The following is a 21,449-nucleotide window of genomic DNA, read 5'->3' on the forward strand; positions in this document are numbered from 1 at the left end:
TTACACATCCTATATTCCCTTATTACAAAGTTAAACAACGAAATTCCTAAATGTTAGATTTTTCGGAAATGTTAATATATATTTTTTCAGTAAAATATAATCACCATCTCTGCTAAAATATGCTATTATACTTTTAGTATAAGGACCTATTTTTATTTAATTGAAAATAGAGGAAATATGAACTACGAAGGATGATGATGATGCAAAAAATCCAACAATTATTCCAGAGCGAAGATGGAAATATTCAACAAAGAGAGAATTTTTTATCCTTATTAGAGAAAATTGTTTCTTCATTAGATAAGTTAAAGGATCCAAATAAGACGACACTAGGTCCAATGAAAGACCGCTCTGCTAATTTTTATCAAGAGCTTATGCAGGACCATCAAGTACCGACAACTGGCGTTGGCCTCGATCAAGTGGTAGAAGAATTAACAGAATTAATGCAAGGGCATCCCTACCATACACGTAACTTTGTCACAAATGTTTTGCCAATGGCCAGCATTCCTGGCGTATTAGGTCAGTTTACAAATGCCCTTCTGAATGGCAATAACTTATGGGATGTTTATGGACCTGCTGCTGCTGAGTGTGAGGTAAAGGTAGTAGCTATGATGTCTAAATTAGTAGGCTATGATTACACAAAAAGCTTCGGCTATACTACATGGGGTGGACAAGGGGCTGTTTTCAGTGGATTACGTCTAGCTATTGCAAAGCAATTCCCACACGCTAAAGAAGATGGTATTCCTAATAATTTATATTGTTTTGCTTCAGAAAACGCGCATTATAGTCTTTTAAAATCTATTGAAGCAGTAGGAATTGGCAGTAAACATCTAGTACGCGTAAAAGCAGGCAAAGATCACTCCATGGATGTAGAAGACTTACGTGCACGCATGACTGAGGTCATTGAAAAAGGCGGTATTCCTGTCTATGTCGTAGCAACTACAGGGGCAACAGATCAATTTGGCATTGATGATGTAAAGGCTGTAAAAGAAGTTACAACTAGCCTTGAGCAAAAGTACAACCTACAACCAGTACATATTCACGCTGACTCAGCTTTAGGTGGTTTTTATGCATTTTTCAATGATTATGATTTCAAAAAAAACCCTCTTCAATTCGAAGAGGATGTATTACAAGGTCTGTCACAAATCCATGAACGTATGCAGCATCTAGCAATTGCAGATAGCCTTTGCTTTGATTTCCAAAAGCTTGGACAAACCCCTTATTTAACTAGCTTATTCTTAATTAAAGACGGAAAAAGCTTACAGCTATTAGATATTGAGGACTTTGACACACCTTATGTTGGTAATCGTGGCTATGGCTCCTATCATACAGGTTATACGTTAGAATGCTCTCGCATGGGTAGCTCTATTGCCATTTTGGCTGCTTTACAAGCATTCGGTAAGGAAGGCTATCAACAAATACTAGCCAATTATGTACGCGTGAATTTAGCATTCCGTGCACAATTAGCTGCTAAAATACCAAGCCTACAGGTTGTCAATGAAATGAATATTGGTCCAGTCACTGCCTTCCGTTTATACCCAGATGGCTTGAACTGGCAAGCAGAACAGGCTGGTCACTATTCACAAGATCAAATTGAACGTATTAATGCCATCAATGCTTCTTTATTTGAGATTATCGGAGAAGGTCGAGACGAAGTATTCTTTGGTGATACAACTCGAGTTTGCACAGTTGTTACAAATGATACAACACAACTTGTACCAGTGGCTGCGGCAAAGTTCTTCTCCATTTCACCTTATACGGAGACTGAGCATATCCCTAATATGATTCAATTCTTACAGAAAAAGCTTCAAGTATTGGAGGCGTCTCAAATTGCGTATCGTCAATAAATTTAAGAGTTCCTTACTCTATAAATATATTGCTAGCTTTACTATTCCGATAGCCATTATTTCGTTGATATTTAGCATTGTCATGTTTGCTGTTTCATACCGCATTATCGACAATTTTGTTATTAAACAATTTGAATCAACATTAGAAATAACATCGAGCACTATATTTGAAAATATCGATAAAAATGATGTCAAGGCTGCGGATAATGGTAGTCCTGATAAATATAAAAAATTATTAGATCAATTGAATGCAACAGTTAAAAAATACGATATTGAAAATGCCTATGTGCTTTCTAATGCAAATGGGAAAGAGCATATCGTTGCTTTAAGTGATACGGACAATCATCAACAAGATTATGAATTTAGTGTAGAAATGCGTGAAGCTATAAACACTGGAACGATTCAAACAAGTGATATTTATAAAGATGAGTATGGTATCCATAAATCTATATTCATCCCATTCAAAGATACAGATATTATTTTTGGTTTAGATATGGACGCTTCCTTTATCTCTAAACTTCAAACAGAAACACTTTGGCTTTGTATTATTATGACGGTTATTTTTGTGATTTTAGGCATTATCGTTGCTTACTTCATTAGCGTAGGCATTACGAGACCAATCAAAAAAATGACTCAGTATGTAGGACAAGTTGCACAGGGAGAATTAGCAGTTGAACCGCTTCAAATAAAGGGCTCCAATGAGATCGCTCAACTTTCATCTGGCATTGAGAATATGACAGAGGATCTACGTATATTGATTAAGCAAATTGCTCAAAATGCTGAGCAAGTGGCTGCCATGTCTGAGGAATTAACGGCAAGCTCTGAGCAAACAAGTGCATCCATACAGCAAATTACTTCTTCTATGCAAGAAGTTGCGGCCGGTTCAGAAAAACAAACCTATTCGATTGAAGAAGTCGAAAGTCATATTACATCCATCTCAGGCAAAATGTCTGAGGTTGTTACAAGCGTTACGGATGTGACTGAAAAGGCATTCGATGCGTCAGCTATTTCAGAAAAAGGCAATACTACGATTAAAGATGCCACTGAAAAAATGGCTGTTACATCTCAAGCTATTCAAGAATCTGCAACTGTTGTGGAACGCTTAAGTACGTACACGAATGAAATTGGAGATATTGTAACATTAATTACACAGATTACTGATCAAACCAATTTACTTGCATTAAATGCTTCGATTGAGGCAGCTCGTGCAGGTGAACATGGGAAGGGCTTTGCGGTCGTTGCAGAGGAAGTACGTAAACTAGCAGACCAATCATTAGATGCAACAAATAGTATTCGTACACGTATTGAAACGATTAAAGAGGAATCTGCACAAGCCGTAAAATCAATGGCGATTAGCAGTAGCAATCTTGCTGAAAGCTCTACAACCTTCAATGCCTCAGGTGAAGCATTTGCTGATATTTATGCCCATATCACAGACCTGACGAAGGAAATGGATCATGTGAATAACATTATGGCCAATATCAACGAAGGAGTTAGCAGTATTGCTGTTTCTGTTGAGCAAGTGGGAGTCGTAGCTGTACAATCATCAGGCAATATTCAAAACGTAGCAGCTGCCTCCGAGGAGCAATCTGCAAGTATTGAAGAAATTACTGCATCCTCAAATAACTTAGCTGAGATGGCACAAGAACTTCGCCATATCATCCAGAAATTTAAATTATAAATAAACATAACCGCTATGCCTGAAGAAGGTGTAGCGGTTTTTTAGTAGAACAAAAAAATCTTCTACCAAGAAGGTAGAAGATTAAGCAATAATACTTTTCACAACTTTTGAAATCACTGCACCTTCAGCTTGACCAGAAAGTAATGGTTTAGCAATTTTCATAGCCTCTCCCATATTCATTCCTTTTTCAACACCAGCGGCTACTAATTTTTTAGCAATCTCTTCTTCCGATAATTGCTTTGGTAAGAATGATTTCAAGAGTACTAATTTAGCTTCTTCTTTCTCAATTAAATCTGCTCGTTCAGCCTTTTGAGCACCCTCTAAAGCCTGATTTGTTTGTTTGACCTCTCGATTTACAATGGCCATTTCTTCTTCAGCTGTTAAAGCCTCTCCCTTTTCTTTTTCAGCCAAATCTAAAGCCGATTTTAAAAGAGATAATACACCCTTTGCCAAAATATCTTTTTCTTTCATTGCTGTTTTTAATTGTTCAAATACCTCTGTTTTTAACATTGACCTCACTCCTTCAAGCCTTTATATTCCAAAAAATTATACCACAAAACTAGCCTGAACACTTTTAATCAGAACTTCACTTGATAATGGAGCATTCCTTTTAGTTCCCCCTGATAAGAAATGAGCTCCTGTTAAGCCATTTCCTCACGCAATAAATTCTCTCCAATAAAAAACACACTAACAAAACTAGCTTAAAATTCAGCAGTTCGCCTAGTGTTGTTCATGTGTTCTCCTTTTATTAGGTTGTTAAAAAAACCTTCCCTTTATTAGTATGGCTAAATTCAACGGCGTCTATTGCCTTGTGAATGTCTAATAAAGGAAAGTACGCATTTACGTTCATCATTGTTAATAACCCATTATGTACGAGGTTGATTAGATGTTGCATAAATTGTTGCCATTTTTCTGTTGTCGACTGAAGTTGCCAGTGTCGTAAATGAAACATCCTTGCCTGGACATTTGCTTCCTTCACAATGTTTGCCCAATCCACCTGTACTCCTGATAAAAGGCCAATAGCTAAAAATTCCCCACCAGGTTTCACACAAAATGCAAGTTGATTGCCAGCATCTCCTCCTATGGAATCAATGGCAGCATCTGCACCTCGCCCATTTGTTAATGCCATCACCGTCTCATTCAGGGGCATGTAGGATGTATCAATGACATAGTTGGCACCAAGTTGCTGTAAGGCCTCCGTATGCCGACCATTTCTTGTAACCGCAATTAGCTGGAAACCTAATAATTTCGCAAATTGCGCATAAATATGTCCGATAGCTGAGCCACAAGCGTTCACTAATAAAACATCACTCGATCGTAATTTTAGAACCTCTGTACAAGTTACTAAAGCTGTAAGAGGATTAATATACATTTGTGCTGCAGTAAAATTATCCATGTCAGTAGGGATAGCTACAGCAAATTCAGCTTGGGTTTTCACCATTTCCTGCCAAGTCCCCTCTCCCCGTAGAGGTAGCACTCGCTGACCAAGAAGCTTGGGCGAAACAAGCGATCCGACAGCTTCAACAATTCCAACGCCCTCATAGCCAGGTACTGTTGGTAAAGTGATTCGATGAGCATATTTCCCCCATATTGGTATAAGATCAGATGGATTGATCGGCCTTGCTAGCATACGCACAAGAATTGCCTGTGGAATAGGAGGTGTAATGGTTTTATTTTCAACCCTTATTACCTCTTTTGGATTTCCATATTCATATATTTTAAGAGATTTTACTTTCACTATTCTTTCTAGCTCCTTTATGGATTAACGATTAAACAGCATCATTCCAGGGGCATTTTTGCGTCACGTTTCTTAAACCAAAGCTTCTGATAAAATGATTGCTTCCCTTTAGCACAAAATAATTGAACCCACTTTATATTTTCCTGCTGACAATGAAAGGTTTGATAGATGCCATCAGAAATAACACGCCATCATCGTTAGAATTGTTTCACTGATCACATACAGATAATAACCCGTCCTGACTATCAGAATTACATACAATTTAATCAAAATTCAAGGTACTATAATTTAACGACAGTTAGATGACCTTTTTCATCCATTATTAATTGGAGAGTGTCATTTATTTCAATACATATTGGACTGACCTGCGCAATCTTATCTGAAAAATACCATAGACGATCACTAGGTCCTACTAAAATATTGGCTCCATCTTCATAGTTGCCTAAAAAATTCAGGGAATCTTGTTGAATATTTTTGTTATTAATATGCTTTATACCATATTCATTTAACTCTCCTGCTACTGCGAAAATATCATCTGTTGTTAAATTAATTTCACCAATATGTAACACTTGATCGATTGAAAAAGTCGTTGTATTGAGCTTTGGATTCACTTCCTGTCTAGAAATAAACTCCACTATATTGCCCTCTGGATCATAAAAATAACATGAATAGGCCTTTAAAAATTGAAAATAAACTTCATCCTGACCTTCCGAAAAAAGTAGGCCGACTCGTAAATTCGCCCAATCCTTTGCTTGTTGAAATAAATTACTTGGAATGTTTAAAGCAAAATGATACTGTTTTTGGATTTGAGAAGAGATTTTCTCGAAAGTCATCTCACTATCCCCAACAGCTATTGTAAAATAATCCTCTGTACCTTTGACCAATGCAAATCCCATTTGCTCACAATAAAATTGCTGCATCTTTTGTACATCATGAACAACTAGTTTAACCCTCGTAATTTTCATTCAAATCCACCCCTTGCTTGTAGTTAACTCTACTATACTAGTCAGACAAGGCATTTTACTTCGTGCAAAAGAATGAAGTTTATTTAGATAACTTACAGATGCTCTCGATTTCCTTTGCTAGTTGTCTGAGAACTAATCAAAAATTCTACATCCCCTTGCGAATCATTTCTCATCTGTTGGCTGATTTGATGGTATTTTCATGTTTCATTAAATCAAACCGTCGTGTTTTTATTTCATGTAATGAAATTTGCCAAATCTCTCATGTTAAAAATTCTGATAAGCTTATTTTCTTTTTTTGATAATCTGCGCCAATCTGTTGTAGTTCTTTTTCTAATTGAACTGCACCCGCTTCGATACCTCTATAAATTAATAACGGCAACTGCTCTAAAGATTTTTTAGCTGTTGAATAATCACAGGACAGTCTCTTTTTAAGCAGTAATAAAGTTTTAAGCTTATCCTTTCCATTGCCGGTAATATACATCTCATAGTAATTGTAAGAATGATCTTCCAACTGCTCCTCCTCTAAATTAGGTGGTACAAGAACACTCTGAAGAAACGCTACGAGATGATCGTAAGCCATTTCAAAATCCCAACTACCTGTGCCATGATAGGCAGTGAAAATGGCCGTATCCCCTCTCGATACATCTATACAATATGGATCTCCCTCATCCGTAGCGATGACTACATAATGTTGTGGCCAATCAGAAATGATTTCTTCTGTGACTGGATTATAATTGTAACCATCCTGTCCTCGCACTAAATCCGTAGCCCCGTATATTTGTAGGTTTATATAGTCACCTGTATTCCATGTAATTCCTTCCACGACATAATGTTTCAAAAAGTAGATATATTCATCCGGTAATTGCCAATGGCTACCCATTAATTGACTACCATCTTCTTCTAGTGGCTGGTGAAAAATCATTGGGTATATGGCATAAAATGATGGCTCTTGTTGTTGAATCTCTGAAATAAAACTACGCATGTTCTCTATTATTTCATCAATGTCCTTAAATACTTCATTCATAGGTAGTTCCCTCCTTACTGCTTTGCATTTTATCATACCCCATCATTACCCAATGAAGGAGAACATGTTATAATTTTAAAGTGCACAGCCATAATTATTTCGTATATCCGTCTGTAATCTTATGACTTTTATCCAAGCCGTCACCATACTAAAAACATACATCAGATCTATTAAAAACAGTAAAAGGAGAAATCTCTTTTGAGAAATATAATCATCAGACGCCCTGAGCCAGCAGATACTCCTGTACTACATCAATTCTTTTTACATGTCATTCAGGATACTTTCGCTAAAGAAGGTATTGCCGAACTGGTGGACGATCAACAACATGAATGGACAACGAAAAAACAATACTTAGCTGCTGACTTTGAAAGTCAGGGCCAAAAAAGATTTTTCTGGCTGGCTGAGGATGGCGAAACAGAAGAAATCATTGGCACCATCGAGTATGGTGAGTCAAATGAATTCATTCAAAAAACGATTATGGAAGACCTGTCAAATTGTCCAGAAATCGGGACCGTTTATGTTCATCCAAACTACCAAGGTTGTGGGATTGGAACGAGACTTGTGAAGAAAATGCTAACAACGTTAGAAATGAAAAACATCCCTAGCTTTTGTTTAGACAGTGGCTATAAACAAGCACAACTAGTTTGGCAGAGAAAATTCGGACAGCCAAACTATGTTCTTGAACATTTTTGGGGAACAAATAATCATCATATGATTTGGAAACGCGATTTTCCATTTCAACTAAAGGAGTAAAAGATGTCCTTACAAATCACACAACAATTAGATGCAAAAAATAAATCTTATGTTAATCACATGCTTTATGAATATAATGTAGAACACTTTCCAAAAGACCTACAAGGGCGCTATAAGGAAATTAATTTATTTCTAACGGATCAAGACAGTCAAATTTTCGGTGGCATATTAGGGGAGGTTTGCTGGAACTGGTTAGAAATACACACATTAATGGTCGATGAAAAATTTCGTGGTCAAGGATATGGTTCAAAATTGTTAGCAGCTATTGAGGAAATTGCTTTAGAGAATAAGTGCGATTTCATTAAGGTTGACACCTTAAGCTTTCAAGCGTTAACTTTTTATGAAAATCATGATTATGAAATTTATGGGACCCTCGATCAAGTAGGAAGAGATTTTAAACATTACTATTTAAAAAAGACTTTACAATATGATTTTGATAAGGCAAGCCGAGATTAAATCTTTGATGTTGAGTGATCCATCTATGTGAGCAGTCCTAAATATTTGTTATACTTTCCGATGAATGTTAGTATTGTTTATACAGATTTAGTTTTTAATAGTGAAATAGTAAAAAATATGTAAGATTTAATAGCTTCAACAGTGACGTTGAGGCTTTTCTCTTTTCGCAATTTGTAAGTGCCTATACTTATTATGTTTGGAGGGAAATGAAATGTTAAAATTCATTGATGATTTAGCCGGTGCGATTTTCGATGTATTTATGCTATTTTGTTATTTCTTGGCAGGCGTAATAATTGTAGGGGTCCCTATCTTTTTATTGGCTAAATTCTTTTTATTGTTTCAATAAATTGCAGGCGACACCAAAAGGAATCACCCGCTTTACGGTGATTCCTTTTGGTTTTCTTATTCATCTATGTCTATAGCTCAGCAAGCCCTTTAAACAATTCAACTCCTGTTACGATCAGGTCATCTTTAAAATCATATTCAAAGGTATGGATGTTTGGATAATCCTCTCCATTCCCTATTTAGCAGTAAGAGCCTTTTGTCAGTTTTGTATAATGACCAAAATCCTCTGAAGCACGGAAAGCCTCCTTTAACTCGAGCATTGGTATATTTTTCTCTGCACAAACCTGACGTATTTTATCGGAGCTCTCTTCGTGGTTAGCCGTTTCAGGGAATTCATCCTGATATTCAAAACGAATTTTCAGCCCATATTTTTCTGCTTCTGCTTGTGCTACATTTTCCAATTTATGCTGAAGTTTACCCATTTCTTCCTCATATAGAGCTCGGATAGTCAATCGTAATGTACCCTTACTTGCGTTGACACCAAATGCTTTCTCTCCGATATCAACTTGAACGACGGTACATAATACATTACCTTTATTCCCTGTTGAATCAATAAAGCTTGGAATGCTATCAATAATTTTTGCTATGGCAAAAGCAGGGTTTATGCCATTCTCGGGTTCATTTGCATGAGAAGGTACCCCCTCCATATAGATAGACATTCCTTTTGATGCATACTGAACTGTTCCATTGATAACATAAACCGTATTTTCCTTAATGCCACTCATATTATGCCAGCCAAAAATCTCATCAATTTTCTTTTCTTCTATTAAGACGGCACATTCTACAGCACCATCACCAGTTTCCTCGGCATGTTGGAATAAAAAGAATATATTATTAATCCACTCTTCAGCCTGTTGTGTACGCCCTTGTAGTGTTCCAAGCAGTCTTACCTCTTCCAGCTTGTCCAACTGCCCCCAAGGAATTGTTAAAACAGGGGCAATTTGTTCGAGTGTTTTCATTATATCAGGATAGTTATAAAAATAAGTTGGTGCCACAATTAACTCTGGTTCGAGCTGGCGTATCTCTTCGAGTAGATCAAAGGACTCTATTTCCACAATGGTCGGTAATCGTTTATGCAATAGCTTAGAAGATTGAAGCAACTTCCGTGTAGTAGCAAGGGGTTGAATGCCCAATGCTACCAATGCCCCATGAAATTGTATACTAACTATACGATGAGAATGCCTCCTCTTACGAAAACTACTAGGTGAAAGATGAACATATTTAGTAAAGGTTTTCCCCAAATATGAACCGTCAGCGAATCCTGTTTTCAACGCAATATCCTGCAATTTGTCATTTGCTCCTAGTAGTAGAAGCTTTGCTTGGTCTACCCGAATTTGATTCACATACTCAGCAAAGCTCCACCCTGTTTCCTTCTTAAACAGCGATGAGAAATAGCTTTCGTTAAAACCAGTATCGAGTAATTCACGCAGAAGCAAATGGAGCTTAGGGGTTGTATTCAGGTTTTGCGTATGCTGGAACTGTTCCAGCGAATTTTTAAGTAAATCTTCTGCATATCTAGGAAATTCCATGATCTGCCCATCTGCAGGCACATGCGTTAAATCAATCACATATAATAACCTAATTTAGTTCATGCTTTATCTGTAATGCAAAATCTTCAATCGTTTTTCGATCTTGATAAATGGTAATTCCAATCCCAGAACGAGTAGATCTACTTGACATATATTCACCAGCATCTATCCAACATTGGAATTGGTAAATTTGTTCTTCAATCAACTCACTTTTGTTTGCCGAGATAGACAACGAAAAGGAAGGATCCGTTGAATCCCATACTCCTGCTTCTAAAAATTCATCCCAATTTCTTAGAATTAACGTATGTAACATCATCAGGTCACTTCTTAAAACGAAAAATGTATAACCCAAATGATTATTACCACAATTAAAACTAATATTAATTGTACTAGAAACAGAACCCGTTTCCACTATCTTAAACTCCATACTTGTTTTCGAGGCACTAAATGATCTATCTTTTATGAATGCCATTCATCTTCACTTCCATACTAGTAATAAATTTTGAAGCAATCACTCTAGCGCTAGGATTACTACTTTTGAATTTTCTACATAAAGAAAATGAATATTTTATCTTTGTATAAGTATACTTGTCCATAGATTTTTCGACCTTCTGCGACCTCCTGATAAAAAGTATTCATATTCATTTACTATACATGAAGTTCACTGCTAGAATTATCTAATTTCTACACATACACAAAAACAACAAAATAAATTAATATGGCAGGAATTATGTAAGAGGAAATACCCATTAAACTCCATTTGTCTTCATCAAGTGACCAAAGAAAAAGAAATAAAGTTATCATAGTAATCCCAAAAGCGCTCATAATAATATTTAATAATCCAATAATCCCCATCCCCTTTTCTACCCTTTACATTACATCTAGTATATTCTTTAACCATTTAGACCATGCTAACCGCCTTTTCATATTTGAAGCATCCTTTACAAATAGCTGATAATTTTCATAAATGGTGTTTCATTAAATTTTAGAAATCTAAACCTCCAAAACTCATCCGATAATACATTTGCAAAAATACTTCGACGCATGAAATTATGTTTGTAATAAAGCGAATTACAAATTTTGTAAGTTAAACAACAATAGAAAGTACAGATTGAGTAGCACTTTATAGGATTTACTGACGGCTTAACAAGGCTGTCAACAAATCAACTATGAACTAAATTTACCCATTGGAATAATAAACTGAGTTAATAAATACTTTATAGCCTTAGTTTTTTACAAAATTTTCTATTTTAAAATAAATAGTAGCGTTCTAACGGGAAACAGAATAATTCACATTTCCAATTTATGTTATGTTAAATTCTTAAAAATGAGTTCCCTAGCTTTTGTTAATGCCAATGCAGTATTACCAACAACATATTTGCGAATAAAGTCAGTTTTTTAGTTTTTTTAAATACAGATATAACATCATGAGGAGAATGAAAGTGGATAATGACAAAAAGGCGAATTTATGGATCATATTTTTAAGTATTATTTTAGTTATTTGTTTGCCTTTTATTATTGGAAAAAGGGAAAATTATAATGATAATTTAGAAAATTTAATAGGTATCTACGGATTTCCATTTGATTGGTTACATATATATGCTAATAAGGGTTTCAGTTTTTTAGGTATGGGTTTTATAGTTAATATTATTTTTTTCTATTTTATTATTAAAAGTTTGATATGGATTTTCAAGAAAATTATTGGCTATGTGCGTTTTTTTTCGTAATTTGTTTTATAACACATAATGAAAGTATTTTCAGAAAAAAGTAATCAAATGACCACCAAAGGGAGGTCATTTTAAATATTTATCGATTAAATTGAAATAAACGAGGGATATTTAATCGGATCAGTTAAATAATATCTGTAGGAGGTGTCAAAAATGAAAAGAGATAAAAAAAATACAGAATTTGCAACAGATGAGCCAACAAAACAATCATTTTCTAGTGGAGCAGACCTAGGAAAAATTAAAGAACCTAATAGGGGTAAGGATGAACTCCCTCACCCAGATAAAGAAGACCTTATTATGAATGAGAAAAAAGGTAAGTCCACTTCATTATAATCTAAGACTATTTAACGTTTATCTATTTAGACCGCTCATTTGAAGTGGTCTTTTTTTACATTAGTAATTAATTTTTATTAATTAGTCAAAGGAACCTACTAATAGCAACAGACATTGACATAGCAAGCTACCATAACAGATTGCTGTCCACCTCAGTAAGAAAGTGGACAAAGATTTTACATACATCTCTTACTCATTCACTCAAGCTCTATAAGAATTGCTTAAATATTTTATAGTGGTAAACCCCCTTACTGATATAAAAGCACTTGTTTTATCCAACGCTGCTATATCAATATTAATTCGTGTCATCCATCTTCAGTACAGCCATGAATGCTTCCTATAGAAATGCTGTATTCATGCGTATCTTTTTATACTTCTATAGAGCCGACAATACTATGATATGTAAGGGTTTGTCGGTAGTTTTTTCATTTAATTTTATTCATGGATATTTTCATTTATCGAGCTTTATTTTCTACGACTGGTGGGGATATGATGGGGGAAAATTTAAGACCACCCATTTCGGAGTGGTCTTTTTCATATCTAACATAAAGTCGGAAAATATTTAGAATGACATACTGTACAGTCAAAGTATTGAGTATAGACTGAATCAGGTTCGCTTGTCACTTTGTCTTGAAAACCACGCATAAGACACATGGCTGCTTCTGCGCTGAAATAGGTTGTATACACATTCACAGGATGTCTATATCCCATTCGATGCGTCCATGCGTGGAATAAAGATCCAGTTAAATTTAGATTACTTATTAAAACATTTTCCAGCGCTTCAGGATTAATTGCAACATCCAGCGGTACACAAAATTCACTATATCCATTGCTACTGCACATTGTAGAATTTAAAGCCGGGTCTAGGTAAAATATTTTTGCTGTCCTTATCTTACCTGTACCATTTTCCCTAAAGAACTCTGTAAGTGTATCCATCAAAAAGTTGAGTGCTTTTTCTCCATTATCTATAAGATAACCCTTTTCTTTATCTATCCATATTGGTGTAATTTCCTTCTCTGCATACTTTTCTGCACATAATGCCCACTGCGAAGTCCCAGAAACAGCCTTTTCTTCATAGTGTTGCTCCCAAAAACTAATTAACATTATTATAGTGTTTTGAGTTCTTTCAAAATCTAAACGAGTATCTATATCAAAAGAAATGCTAAGTGGTAAAGGTTCTACCCCTGGTGGTGTTGGTAATAAAATTGTCATCCTAGTATATTCAGGTATTCAGGTATTCAGGTATTCAGGTATTGTGGGTATACAATATTTATACGGTTTATAAGGCTTGTATGGCTTATACGGTTTATAGGGTTTATATGGATTACCACAACAAGAACATTTCTCATTCTCTTCCATCTATTGTCACCTCTAATCTTATTAATTAGTATTAATATATGGATAGAATAATGGAATTGGTGGTCTGATACCTTATTAAATGATTTTTAACAACTATTAAAAAACCACCCATCAAGGGTGGAGTTAATTTATGATTTTTTATCTTCTAATAAAGTTTTTAAAGCAACACTGCCAACACCTAATGCTATCGCACCAACAAAACCAAAAATATACTTAATATGTTTTCTTTCATTTTCCTCTCTATTGGCTTGATAATTACGTTGGTTCTCTTTTTCTTCTCTCATCCTATTTAAAATGTCTTCTCTTTGTTTGTGTAAATCAGATTTTTCTTCAAAAGATTTACACTCTTGAATTTCTTTATCAACAGACTTAAGTGCTTCATTTAGACTAGCCATGTACTCAGAAGTTGAAATAGTATCGTTTTCTGTAACTTTTTCGCTATTCGTATTTCGAATTATTTCTTCTGCTATTCCACTAATGTTTTTTATTACTTCCTCTGAATTGTTTCTATAATCGTTATCATCCATAATTTATATTGCACCTCACTAGAATTAATATAAAAATATTATACACTTCCATTTCTAAAATAAGGTATTTATGTTACATTTCACATACAATATTTTTCATTAATTTACTGTAAAAATTAAATAGCCTTACCAATAGTTCTAAGTATCTCCAAAAATAACGGAGACATCTGAATTAATACATAGCCTTTATTATTTAACGTGTCTTTTTATCAGGGACTTTGTGGATAGTTTCTTCCAAGCTTAAACCGAAGTTTTTTTAAGTTTGGTTTATTGTATATCTCTATTCTTCTATCACCTTGCCAGTTATATATGAAACATTAAATGATATTTTGAACAAAATTTGTTACGAATAAATAAACAAATATATGCAAAAAATAATACTAAATATGGTAAGGAGGAATTAACATGGAGTTAATAAAACAATTAGTTTTTGATAATACAAATGAAATTATTTGCCCTATTGATAGGCCAGGGATGATAAAAATCATTGCCTCAGGCGAACTAGCAGCAGAAGGAAAAGACCACCGATTGGTTATTCGACTTAATGGTTTAAATAGTTCCTATAAAAGTTTTATTCACATGAGTGGAGATGCAAATGAGGGTGAATGGGGAAATCCAGAAGAAGGAATTTATACAGGACGTAATGGTTGGGGGTTAGATGCAACTTTTATGCTCGATTATACCCTTACGATTAACAATGAGTACCAAAAAGTAGTAGGAAGTGGTACGTCATCTTTCGCATTAGGTGATAATAGAATTCTTGGTTATAAATCACATGGTTTCTTTGTATCTGGAAGTCCAATATTTAGTGTGGGATTAGGTATTACAAATGGTGGAAAAGTTAGAATTGGTGACTTGTTAGTGTATCAAATGTAATTTTTTGATTTTAAACAGATAACTACTATGGTTGTCTGTTTTTTTGTATACTTTCTTTGCGTAATTTCCTAAAATGGTAATATCAAGGGAGGTTTTTATTATGAAGAAATTATTTTACATTGGAGTATTGTCAGCATTTTTACTTGCTGCTTGTGGTGAGGAAGAGGCAAAACCAAAAGAAGAAACACCATCTACTGAAGAAAAGGAAGTCAAAGAGGAACCTGTTACTGCTCAAACAGAAGTAAACGAAACTAGTCCATCAGAAGCTCAAAATGCTACAATTGAAGCTTTTAAATCAAATGATTTTATGAAATTCGCTGATGCATTTTATGGATTAAGTGCTTCTGAACGTTCTGATGTTTATCGTTCAACTGTTGAAGGTGCAATGGTAACATGGACTGGAGTAATTACTGATTTAGAAACAATCAAGGATAGCATTATTGTTATGGGGAAAACCGATGCATATAATGGTGCTGATTGGATTACTTTAGGGAATGAAAATGCTGATTTAGTACCTTATGTAATTATCGTAGAGATGACTGATCCGTCGGTTAAAACAGGACTGAAAAAAGGCGATTCAATCACATTAAAAGGTGAGGTTGGCGCGCGTGGAGATAAAGAAGTAAATTATAACTGGAAATTATATAAAGGTGAGATTGTAAAATAATGATTTTAAGTCACTCAAACGAGTGGCTTTTTTAAATAAAAAGATTTTTATTATGGTATTTAAGTGTCATATTGGTTAAAGTTGTTTTTATAGGCTATTTATAATAGTCTTGTTAATTTAAAGGAGGATACATAAGTGGTAAATTTTTTTAAGAAAAGTTTGATTTATTTAGCGTTAATGCTGCTAGTACTAGTTAGCTTTAATGTTGAAAGTGCATCGGCAGCAGAGGTAGTTGATTATGAAGAGGGTGTTACTAATTTAAATAATACTCCTGAAAACAGTGCGGTAGTTGGGAGTAGGCTTTTAAAACCTGAAATCGGTTGGAAGCGATATGATGATTCGAATCTTAAAATTAAGTATCTAGGTGATGTATACAAAACTCAAAACGATCTATATTATAACTCGGGATATACATCTTTTTCTTTAAAGCATCCATTTAATAACGAATTAAATGGAATTAAATTTAACTTTACTGGTACGAAGATTAGACTTATAGGACTTAAAAGTTCTGTGTACCGCTCATCTAATATTGTAATAGAAATAGATGGAGTTATTGAACGTTTTAATCAAACTGGTGTTGATACTAAGATGGCATTAGTATATGAAAAAACTGGATTAACTGATATGCAACATTCCGTTTCTATTTATGCGGATGATAAAACGTCAAAAGTTGGGACTGACAATTCTATACGATATGATCTAGATGCTATAGATATAGATGGAGATTTAACTAACATAGACTCTAGTGAATCTATTTCATTAGATAGAATTTCATTAGAACTTTTGGAAGGTAGTCAAGATAAGTTAATAGCAACAGTTTCACCTGATACAGCAAAAGTAATCTGGTCATCTAGTGATGAATCAATTGCTACCGTAGATCAGGGTGGTAATGTTACGGCCCTTCATGAAGGTGAAGCAATTATTACTGCGAAAATTGAAGGCACTGATATTGCGGCAACTAGTACAGTAATTGTTAAAAAAACAAGTAATGAATCTTCAAATGCTATTCTAAGTATCACATTGGTGAACGGCATAACAAAAGAATATGATGTTACAAATACCGTTTTAAACAACTACTTAATTTGGTTTGATAGTGCACAAGGTCCATCCACATTCAAATTTTCTAAAACAATATCTCCTTATAAAAAAGTAACGGAATATATTGTTCATGATAAAATTGCTTCATTTGAAGTAAGAGAATATTAAATAAAAAAAGACTAGGTACTCACATTATGAACTGAACCCTATAAAGTAGACAGTTTAATAAAAGACCATTTGCTACATTAAACAGCGATTAAATGACTTCGGTATGCTGCCGGAGTCATTTTTTTTAACGTCCATTGCTTTCTTGTATTGTTGTAGTGCTCCATATAATCATCTATCATATATTTTAATTCTGATAAGCTTCCAGCTTCTTTATATTCTATTTCATCTTTAAAATGCCCAAAGAATGACTCCATTGGCGAATTATCTAGGCAGTTTCCTCGGCGAGACATTGACTGAAGTAATCCCATTTCTTTGACGCATTTTTGAAATGCTGGGTGTGTATAATGGAAACCTTGATCTGAATGAATCATCGCTTCAGGATGTAAATTGTCATTGATATGCTCTTCTAATTTTTTTAGCGTACGATAAACAAACTCCATGCGTAAATTTGTCGATACCTCATATGCAACGATTTCTCGTGTTGCAACATCCTTTATACACGATAGATACGCTGTTTGTCCGCCACGATATTGTAAATACGTAATATCTGTTAAAAACACTTTGCCTGGCTCTGTTTGATGAAAATTACGATTTAGATGATTAGGTACTTGACGATGGATTTCTGTAGCTTTGGCAAGATTTCGATAAGGGTTTGCACGTCTTACTTTCGAATATAGATTGAATTTACGCATTAATCGTAGAATTTTTTTATGATTCATCGGGATTTCAAGTAGTTCTTCTAGTGCCATGTAAAGACCCCGATAACCAACTTTTCCTTTTGACGCATCATAAATCGTTTTTAGTAGGACGTAGTCCTGAAAATCTGCTTCTTCTCGCATCGCTTGTTTCTCACTATTTTGGAGCCATTTATAATAACCACTGGGGCTTACATTTGCCAAATCACATAAATAACGTGTCATATTTTTCAACTGATACAGCCGAACGGTATCATTAATTGCTTGATACTTTTCCCTTGGTATTAAAATAGCCGTTTCTTTGCCTGCCTTTCCATCTCGTCTAGCTTTTTTAACAGTGTTAATTCAGCTTCAAGTAAACGAATACGTGCCTCTGCTTTTTCTAATTTCTTTTCAGCTGACATGTGTTCTTTTTTTGGTCGACCAGAACCTCCTTTTCCGCGTCTTTCCTCTGAAAATGCTTGTTCTCCATGAGTTTTAAAAGATGCTCTCCAGCGTTTAATCGATGACCTTGCTTTTTCCACACCAATCACTTCTAAATCAAACCCGTTTTCTTTAAAGATTTGTACAGGTCCCTTACCAGCTAGATTTTCTTTGACCGCAAAGATTTTATATTCCGCTGTATATTGAATAGAACGATCTGATACAGATGCTACAAATCGATTCGCTTCTATTTGTCGTATCTGATGTTCGTTAAAAATGATTTTACTCATGCTAATTTCTCCCGTTCTTAATTTCGTATATTTAGTATAACGAGATTTTTTTGTGAAATGAACAAAAAACCCCGAATAGGGTCACTTTTTAAAGTGTCCACTATTCGGGGTTCAGTTCATTAATGAGTACCTGGGCTTTTTTTAGAAATCTCTAGTCGGAAAAATCCTTCTTTTCATTCTTATTCATTAAATATATTCCTGTGTCTGTTTGAATAACAAATTGATTTTTATATTTTAAAAACTCAAACGGTTTAGAATTCAGAGCGATATATTGTTCAATTTTTCCACTGTTTGGATTAAACGTTACAATTCGTTTATTTTCCATATCACAAATATATAATTTCTCATCGATATAAGAAATATATTCTGGGTAATTTAAACCTGTTAGCTCATTTTCACAATAAATTACATTGATTTCATTACTTATACCTTCTGACTTTCGTGGGAGTTCTTCATCAGGCATATAACGGTAGATTTTTTCTATTTCAAAACTCGGAAATTTATATTTTACAACAGAATTCAAAGTGGGAGATACGCCCCAGACTGCTTGTCCATCTGAACAAATTTTATACAATGTATCATAATAGTCAGAGGTTTCCAACAAAATATATTGAACAAGCTTATCATCCTCATTGAAGTGCAATATGATATTATGAGGCCACAGAAGGCAAATAGTTTCATTTCTTATAGCACATGTCATAAAATTAGTAACATCAGAAAAAATATTGTGAGGTATGATATTAATACCATATTCATGCTCCCAATTTTCCCCAAATGCATTAATATAGTATTCACTAAGACTAATTAATTTTCTTTTTCCTTCTTCATTTATCCAACAATTCGCTATACTTTCGATGTATGAATAATTTGACTCCTCCAATTGACTTGATATATCATCCCATTTATCACCAAATTTACTTTCCACATACGTTTTTTTTGATATTTCCTTTAGATTTTCACCATTATATTGATAATAGTAAGTTTTATCCTCTTGTTCAGAAAAACTTACGAAAGATAGTGTATTTTCATTTTGTATAAGTGAATGTCCGTTCGAATGTAATTTTTTCATGAAATTTTTCATCCTCGCCTCTTAATCAATAATCAAATTAGCACCTGGTTTAGGCGTACTTACAGCACGAAAGAAAATATCAAAACTTTCTATTTGACCATCCTTACTCACAAAGCATCTTACCTCAGCTGGCTGGTTATTGATATTTGTCCAAATTTGATTATGCCCTTGTTTCAACTTTCCGTTGTCGTCATTTTTTGATATTATATCAATCCCTCTGTCTACAATTTGCTGTCTATCTTTTCCTAATCTCAGTATACCTCCATCAAGATGCTTTTTTGAAAAAATATGAGCTTCTGTAGCTACAACATTTCTAGCAGTTTTTATTACCTTACCTGTTCTATTCATTGTTGAAATATATTTCCCAGCTTGTAAAACCACTCTGAATATAGCACCTACCCAAAATTGTTGTACTGCTTCCTCACCATCACCAATGTTATCAATAGGAAGGGTATTATCTAATCCTTCGGGATATTCATAATTTTCATTTCCAGATCCTTCATTTGTTTCTTGTGCAAAAGATATGCTTGGTAAAATCGTTGCGCATAATAAAAATGTAGATATTAGACTAATAATAAACTTTTTCAATATATTTACCCTCCATAAATTAATCGAATTTAATATTCTGTTAATAAGCTGATTACTATAGTAAGCACACCCTCGAGTTATTATTATCCTATCATTGGAAACTTTTTCATTTCAATTGTTGAATCACGCCATTTTTTGGCGTTAAATTTACACTAAATTTACAAAGACCGCCACATCACGCCATTAAGTACGCCACATTTTGGCGGTTCTTATATAAGAAAATGATACTAAAGTTACATTATCAACGTTTTCACTACATATAATTTGATGTTAATCGTAATATAGTAACCATTCATTTTGTAATCTTTAAATAACAATTTGTACTTGAATATCTGTTGACATTACATTGAATTTCTGATAACCAAAATAAAAAACCCTTACCAATTAAGGTAACAGGCATTTGCTTTATCGTTGGGAGATTATAATTTTTAATCCTTCAAAGTCACCACTTGTCATTGTACCTTGGTCGAATTTATCAAGCCATGACTTATCAATTTTCTTTTTATCCACAGATTGTTTAATGTAGTCACGTACAGCAGCTTTAGTTGTTTCATTTGTAAATTTCATTGTGTCATCATCCTTTTCAATATTATTCGGGGGTGAAGGTTGCATATTTGCTTTAACCATTTGTAAAAAACTGCTCCACGGAATAGGTGCGCTTGTGGAACGCATCTTACTAGGACAATTTTTTCCGCTGTAAAAGTTGTGCTGTACCACATCATTAATTGTTAAACTTTCATCTTTAAGAATTTTTGCAACTAATGCTGCTGTATTTTGTACAGTCCTTACATAATCGCCATCACTATTTACACACATTTCTATATGGATAGCCTCATTGTCCCTGTGTACTACCTGCCGCCCAACATTGATAATCATGTGTAAAAGATTGAATTGCTTCTCTGTCGTCCACAGACCAATGCCAACTAGCTTGACGATTATTACCATTAGCTTGTAGTCGAGCGTGGTTGTCTGCTCCACTACCTTTTTTGGTATTATCAGTTTCATGAATACATACTTTTCTACGAGCGTTTTTTCGTCCTCCTGTTACTTTAATAGCAATGGCTGCTAACACTAAATTTCGTCTGATGTGCATCATTATTTTTCACCCTTTGGTTTGTTATAATTCAATGCTTGCTCACTGTCTGAGGTACCTTTGGTAGTCGGGTCGATAATAATACCAAGCAAACCTAATATGCTTAATACAGTCTCTGAAATGGCTGTGATTTGTGCATTGTAAATCGTAATATCGACATTAAAAATGCCCGCTGTTTGATTAGCGAGCACTAGTAATAATGCGATTAATGATACCCAAAATTGCTTATGTTGTAGACGTACTTTCCAGTTGATTTTCATA

General features: G+C 34.4%; 24 protein-coding genes. 10 read left to right on the top strand and 14 right to left on the bottom strand.

What is annotated here, in order from left to right; genetic code table 11:
* Positions 1–200 precede the first annotated feature (200 nt).
* Both MKY80_RS15475 and MKY80_RS15480 read left to right on the top strand, forming a co-directional pair.
* A complete protein-coding gene (locus MKY80_RS15475; protein ID WP_090002551.1) occupies positions 201–1,844 on the top strand; it encodes a pyridoxal-dependent decarboxylase in 1,644 nt (547 codons plus the stop codon).
* Positions 1,828–3,525 carry a HAMP domain-containing methyl-accepting chemotaxis protein gene (locus MKY80_RS15480; protein ID WP_107922089.1) on the top strand — a complete coding sequence of 566 codons (1,698 nt, stop codon included), beginning with the start codon at positions 1,828–1,830 and terminating at the stop codon, positions 3,523–3,525. Before MKY80_RS15475 ends, MKY80_RS15480 begins: the two co-directional genes overlap by 17 nt.
* Positions 3,526–3,606: 81 nt before the next feature.
* On the opposite strand, the gene MKY80_RS15485 is transcribed toward MKY80_RS15480, so the two are convergent.
* The 4 genes from MKY80_RS15485 to MKY80_RS15500 form a co-directional block, all read right to left on the bottom strand.
* Positions 3,607–4,035 (bottom strand): GatB/YqeY domain-containing protein, encoded by a 429-nt coding sequence (locus tag MKY80_RS15485; protein WP_008179502.1) that lies wholly within the window; start codon positions 4,033–4,035, stop codon positions 3,607–3,609.
* A gap of 238 nt (positions 4,036–4,273) precedes the next feature.
* Positions 4,274–5,263 carry a zinc-dependent alcohol dehydrogenase family protein gene (locus MKY80_RS15490; RefSeq protein WP_342530075.1) on the bottom strand — a complete coding sequence of 330 codons (990 nt, stop codon included), beginning with the start codon at positions 5,261–5,263 and terminating at the stop codon, positions 4,274–4,276.
* Positions 5,264–5,544: 281 nt separating this feature from the next.
* Positions 5,545–6,228 carry a hypothetical protein gene (locus tag MKY80_RS15495; RefSeq protein WP_342530077.1) on the bottom strand — a complete coding sequence of 228 codons (684 nt, stop codon included), beginning with the start codon at positions 6,226–6,228 and terminating at the stop codon, positions 5,545–5,547.
* A gap of 259 nt (positions 6,229–6,487) precedes the next feature.
* Positions 6,488–7,252 (bottom strand): SMI1/KNR4 family protein, encoded by a 765-nt coding sequence (locus tag MKY80_RS15500; protein ID WP_342530079.1) that lies wholly within the window; start codon positions 7,250–7,252, stop codon positions 6,488–6,490.
* A gap of 198 nt (positions 7,253–7,450) precedes the next feature.
* Between MKY80_RS15500 and MKY80_RS15505 the strand changes: the two genes are divergently transcribed.
* The 3 genes from MKY80_RS15505 (at position 7,451) to MKY80_RS15515 (ending at position 8,807) form a co-directional block, all read left to right on the top strand.
* Complete coding sequence (locus tag MKY80_RS15505) at positions 7,451–8,005, top strand: GNAT family N-acetyltransferase (RefSeq protein ID WP_342530081.1); 555 nt, start codon at positions 7,451–7,453, stop codon at positions 8,003–8,005.
* A gap of 3 nt (positions 8,006–8,008) precedes the next feature.
* On the top strand, positions 8,009–8,461 hold the full coding sequence (locus MKY80_RS15510; protein ID WP_171365488.1) for a GNAT family N-acetyltransferase: 453 nt from the start codon (positions 8,009–8,011) through the stop codon (positions 8,459–8,461).
* A 211-nt stretch (positions 8,462–8,672) separates the two neighbouring features.
* Positions 8,673–8,807 (top strand): hypothetical protein, encoded by a 135-nt coding sequence (locus tag MKY80_RS15515; RefSeq protein WP_255250367.1) that lies wholly within the window; start codon positions 8,673–8,675, stop codon positions 8,805–8,807.
* Between the two features lie 178 nt (positions 8,808–8,985).
* On the opposite strand, the gene MKY80_RS15520 is transcribed toward MKY80_RS15515, so the two are convergent.
* On the bottom strand, positions 8,986–10,335 hold the full coding sequence (locus MKY80_RS15520) for a M20/M25/M40 family metallo-hydrolase (RefSeq protein ID WP_342530086.1): 1,350 nt from the start codon (positions 10,333–10,335) through the stop codon (positions 8,986–8,988).
* A 49-nt stretch (positions 10,336–10,384) separates the two neighbouring features.
* Positions 10,385–10,651, bottom strand: coding sequence for a hypothetical protein (locus MKY80_RS15525; protein WP_152333898.1), 267 nt, complete (start codon positions 10,649–10,651; stop codon positions 10,385–10,387).
* A gap of 1,126 nt (positions 10,652–11,777) precedes the next feature.
* Here MKY80_RS15525 and MKY80_RS15530 point away from each other — a divergent pair.
* Both MKY80_RS15530 and MKY80_RS15535 read left to right on the top strand, forming a co-directional pair.
* On the top strand, positions 11,778–12,062 hold the full coding sequence (locus MKY80_RS15530; protein WP_090002557.1) for a hypothetical protein: 285 nt from the start codon (positions 11,778–11,780) through the stop codon (positions 12,060–12,062).
* A gap of 153 nt (positions 12,063–12,215) precedes the next feature.
* Complete coding sequence (locus MKY80_RS15535; protein ID WP_008179517.1) at positions 12,216–12,395, top strand: hypothetical protein; 180 nt, start codon at positions 12,216–12,218, stop codon at positions 12,393–12,395.
* A gap of 540 nt (positions 12,396–12,935) precedes the next feature.
* Here the strand turns inward: MKY80_RS15535 and MKY80_RS15540 are convergent.
* Together MKY80_RS15540 and MKY80_RS15545 are read right to left on the bottom strand one after the other, a co-directional pair.
* Entirely contained in the window at positions 12,936–13,607 is a 672-nt protein-coding gene (locus tag MKY80_RS15540) for a hypothetical protein (protein WP_342530091.1), read from the bottom strand.
* 275 nt (positions 13,608–13,882) lie between these two features.
* Positions 13,883–14,281: a hypothetical protein gene (locus MKY80_RS15545; protein WP_342530093.1), complete on the bottom strand. Its 399-nt coding sequence runs from the start codon at positions 14,279–14,281 to the stop codon at positions 13,883–13,885.
* A 405-nt stretch (positions 14,282–14,686) separates the two neighbouring features.
* Between MKY80_RS15545 and MKY80_RS15550 the strand changes: the two genes are divergently transcribed.
* The 3 genes from MKY80_RS15550 (at position 14,687) to MKY80_RS15560 (ending at position 17,030) form a co-directional block, all read left to right on the top strand.
* Positions 14,687–15,157 (top strand): hypothetical protein, encoded by a 471-nt coding sequence (locus MKY80_RS15550; RefSeq protein WP_342530095.1) that lies wholly within the window; start codon positions 14,687–14,689, stop codon positions 15,155–15,157.
* Between the two features lie 100 nt (positions 15,158–15,257).
* Positions 15,258–15,824: a hypothetical protein gene (locus MKY80_RS15555; protein WP_342530097.1), complete on the top strand. Its 567-nt coding sequence runs from the start codon at positions 15,258–15,260 to the stop codon at positions 15,822–15,824.
* Between the two features lie 135 nt (positions 15,825–15,959).
* Positions 15,960–17,030 (top strand): Ig-like domain-containing protein, encoded by a 1,071-nt coding sequence (locus MKY80_RS15560; protein WP_342530099.1) that lies wholly within the window; start codon positions 15,960–15,962, stop codon positions 17,028–17,030.
* 77 nt (positions 17,031–17,107) lie between these two features.
* On the opposite strand, the gene MKY80_RS15565 is transcribed toward MKY80_RS15560, so the two are convergent.
* The 6 genes from MKY80_RS15565 to MKY80_RS15590 all read right to left on the bottom strand — a co-directional run bounded on the left by MKY80_RS15565 (position 17,108) and on the right by MKY80_RS15590 (position 21,448).
* Positions 17,108–18,438, bottom strand: a protein-coding gene (locus tag MKY80_RS15565; RefSeq protein ID WP_085961712.1) for an IS3-like element ISBsp3 family transposase whose coding sequence is annotated in 2 segments (ribosomal slippage) — positions 17,108–18,060 and positions 18,060–18,438 — 1,332 coding nt in all. Because the reading frame shifts where the segments join, the coding sequence is not laid out codon by codon here.
* Positions 18,439–18,589: 151 nt separating this feature from the next.
* Positions 18,590–19,507 (bottom strand): hypothetical protein, encoded by a 918-nt coding sequence (locus tag MKY80_RS15570; RefSeq protein WP_342530100.1) that lies wholly within the window; start codon positions 19,505–19,507, stop codon positions 18,590–18,592.
* A 21-nt stretch (positions 19,508–19,528) separates the two neighbouring features.
* A complete protein-coding gene (locus tag MKY80_RS15575) occupies positions 19,529–20,095 on the bottom strand; it encodes a hypothetical protein (RefSeq protein ID WP_342530102.1) in 567 nt (188 codons plus the stop codon).
* 405 nt (positions 20,096–20,500) lie between these two features.
* Positions 20,501–20,971, bottom strand: coding sequence for a hypothetical protein (locus MKY80_RS15580; protein ID WP_342530104.1), 471 nt, complete (start codon positions 20,969–20,971; stop codon positions 20,501–20,503).
* Entirely contained in the window at positions 20,928–21,191 is a 264-nt protein-coding gene (locus MKY80_RS15585) for a hypothetical protein (protein WP_342530106.1), read from the bottom strand. Before MKY80_RS15585 ends, MKY80_RS15580 begins: the two co-directional genes overlap by 44 nt.
* The gene (locus tag MKY80_RS15590) at positions 21,191–21,448 is read right to left on the bottom strand and encodes a phage holin (protein WP_342530108.1); all 258 of its coding nucleotides are present in this window, start codon (positions 21,446–21,448) and stop codon (positions 21,191–21,193) included. Before MKY80_RS15590 ends, MKY80_RS15585 begins: the two co-directional genes overlap by 1 nt.
* Position 21,449: the final 1 nt, after the last annotated feature.

Origin of the sequence: Lysinibacillus sp. FSL R5-0849, from assembly GCF_038595075.1 — a bacterium.
Taxonomy (GTDB): domain Bacteria; phylum Bacillota; class Bacilli; order Bacillales_A; family Planococcaceae; genus Lysinibacillus; species Lysinibacillus fusiformis.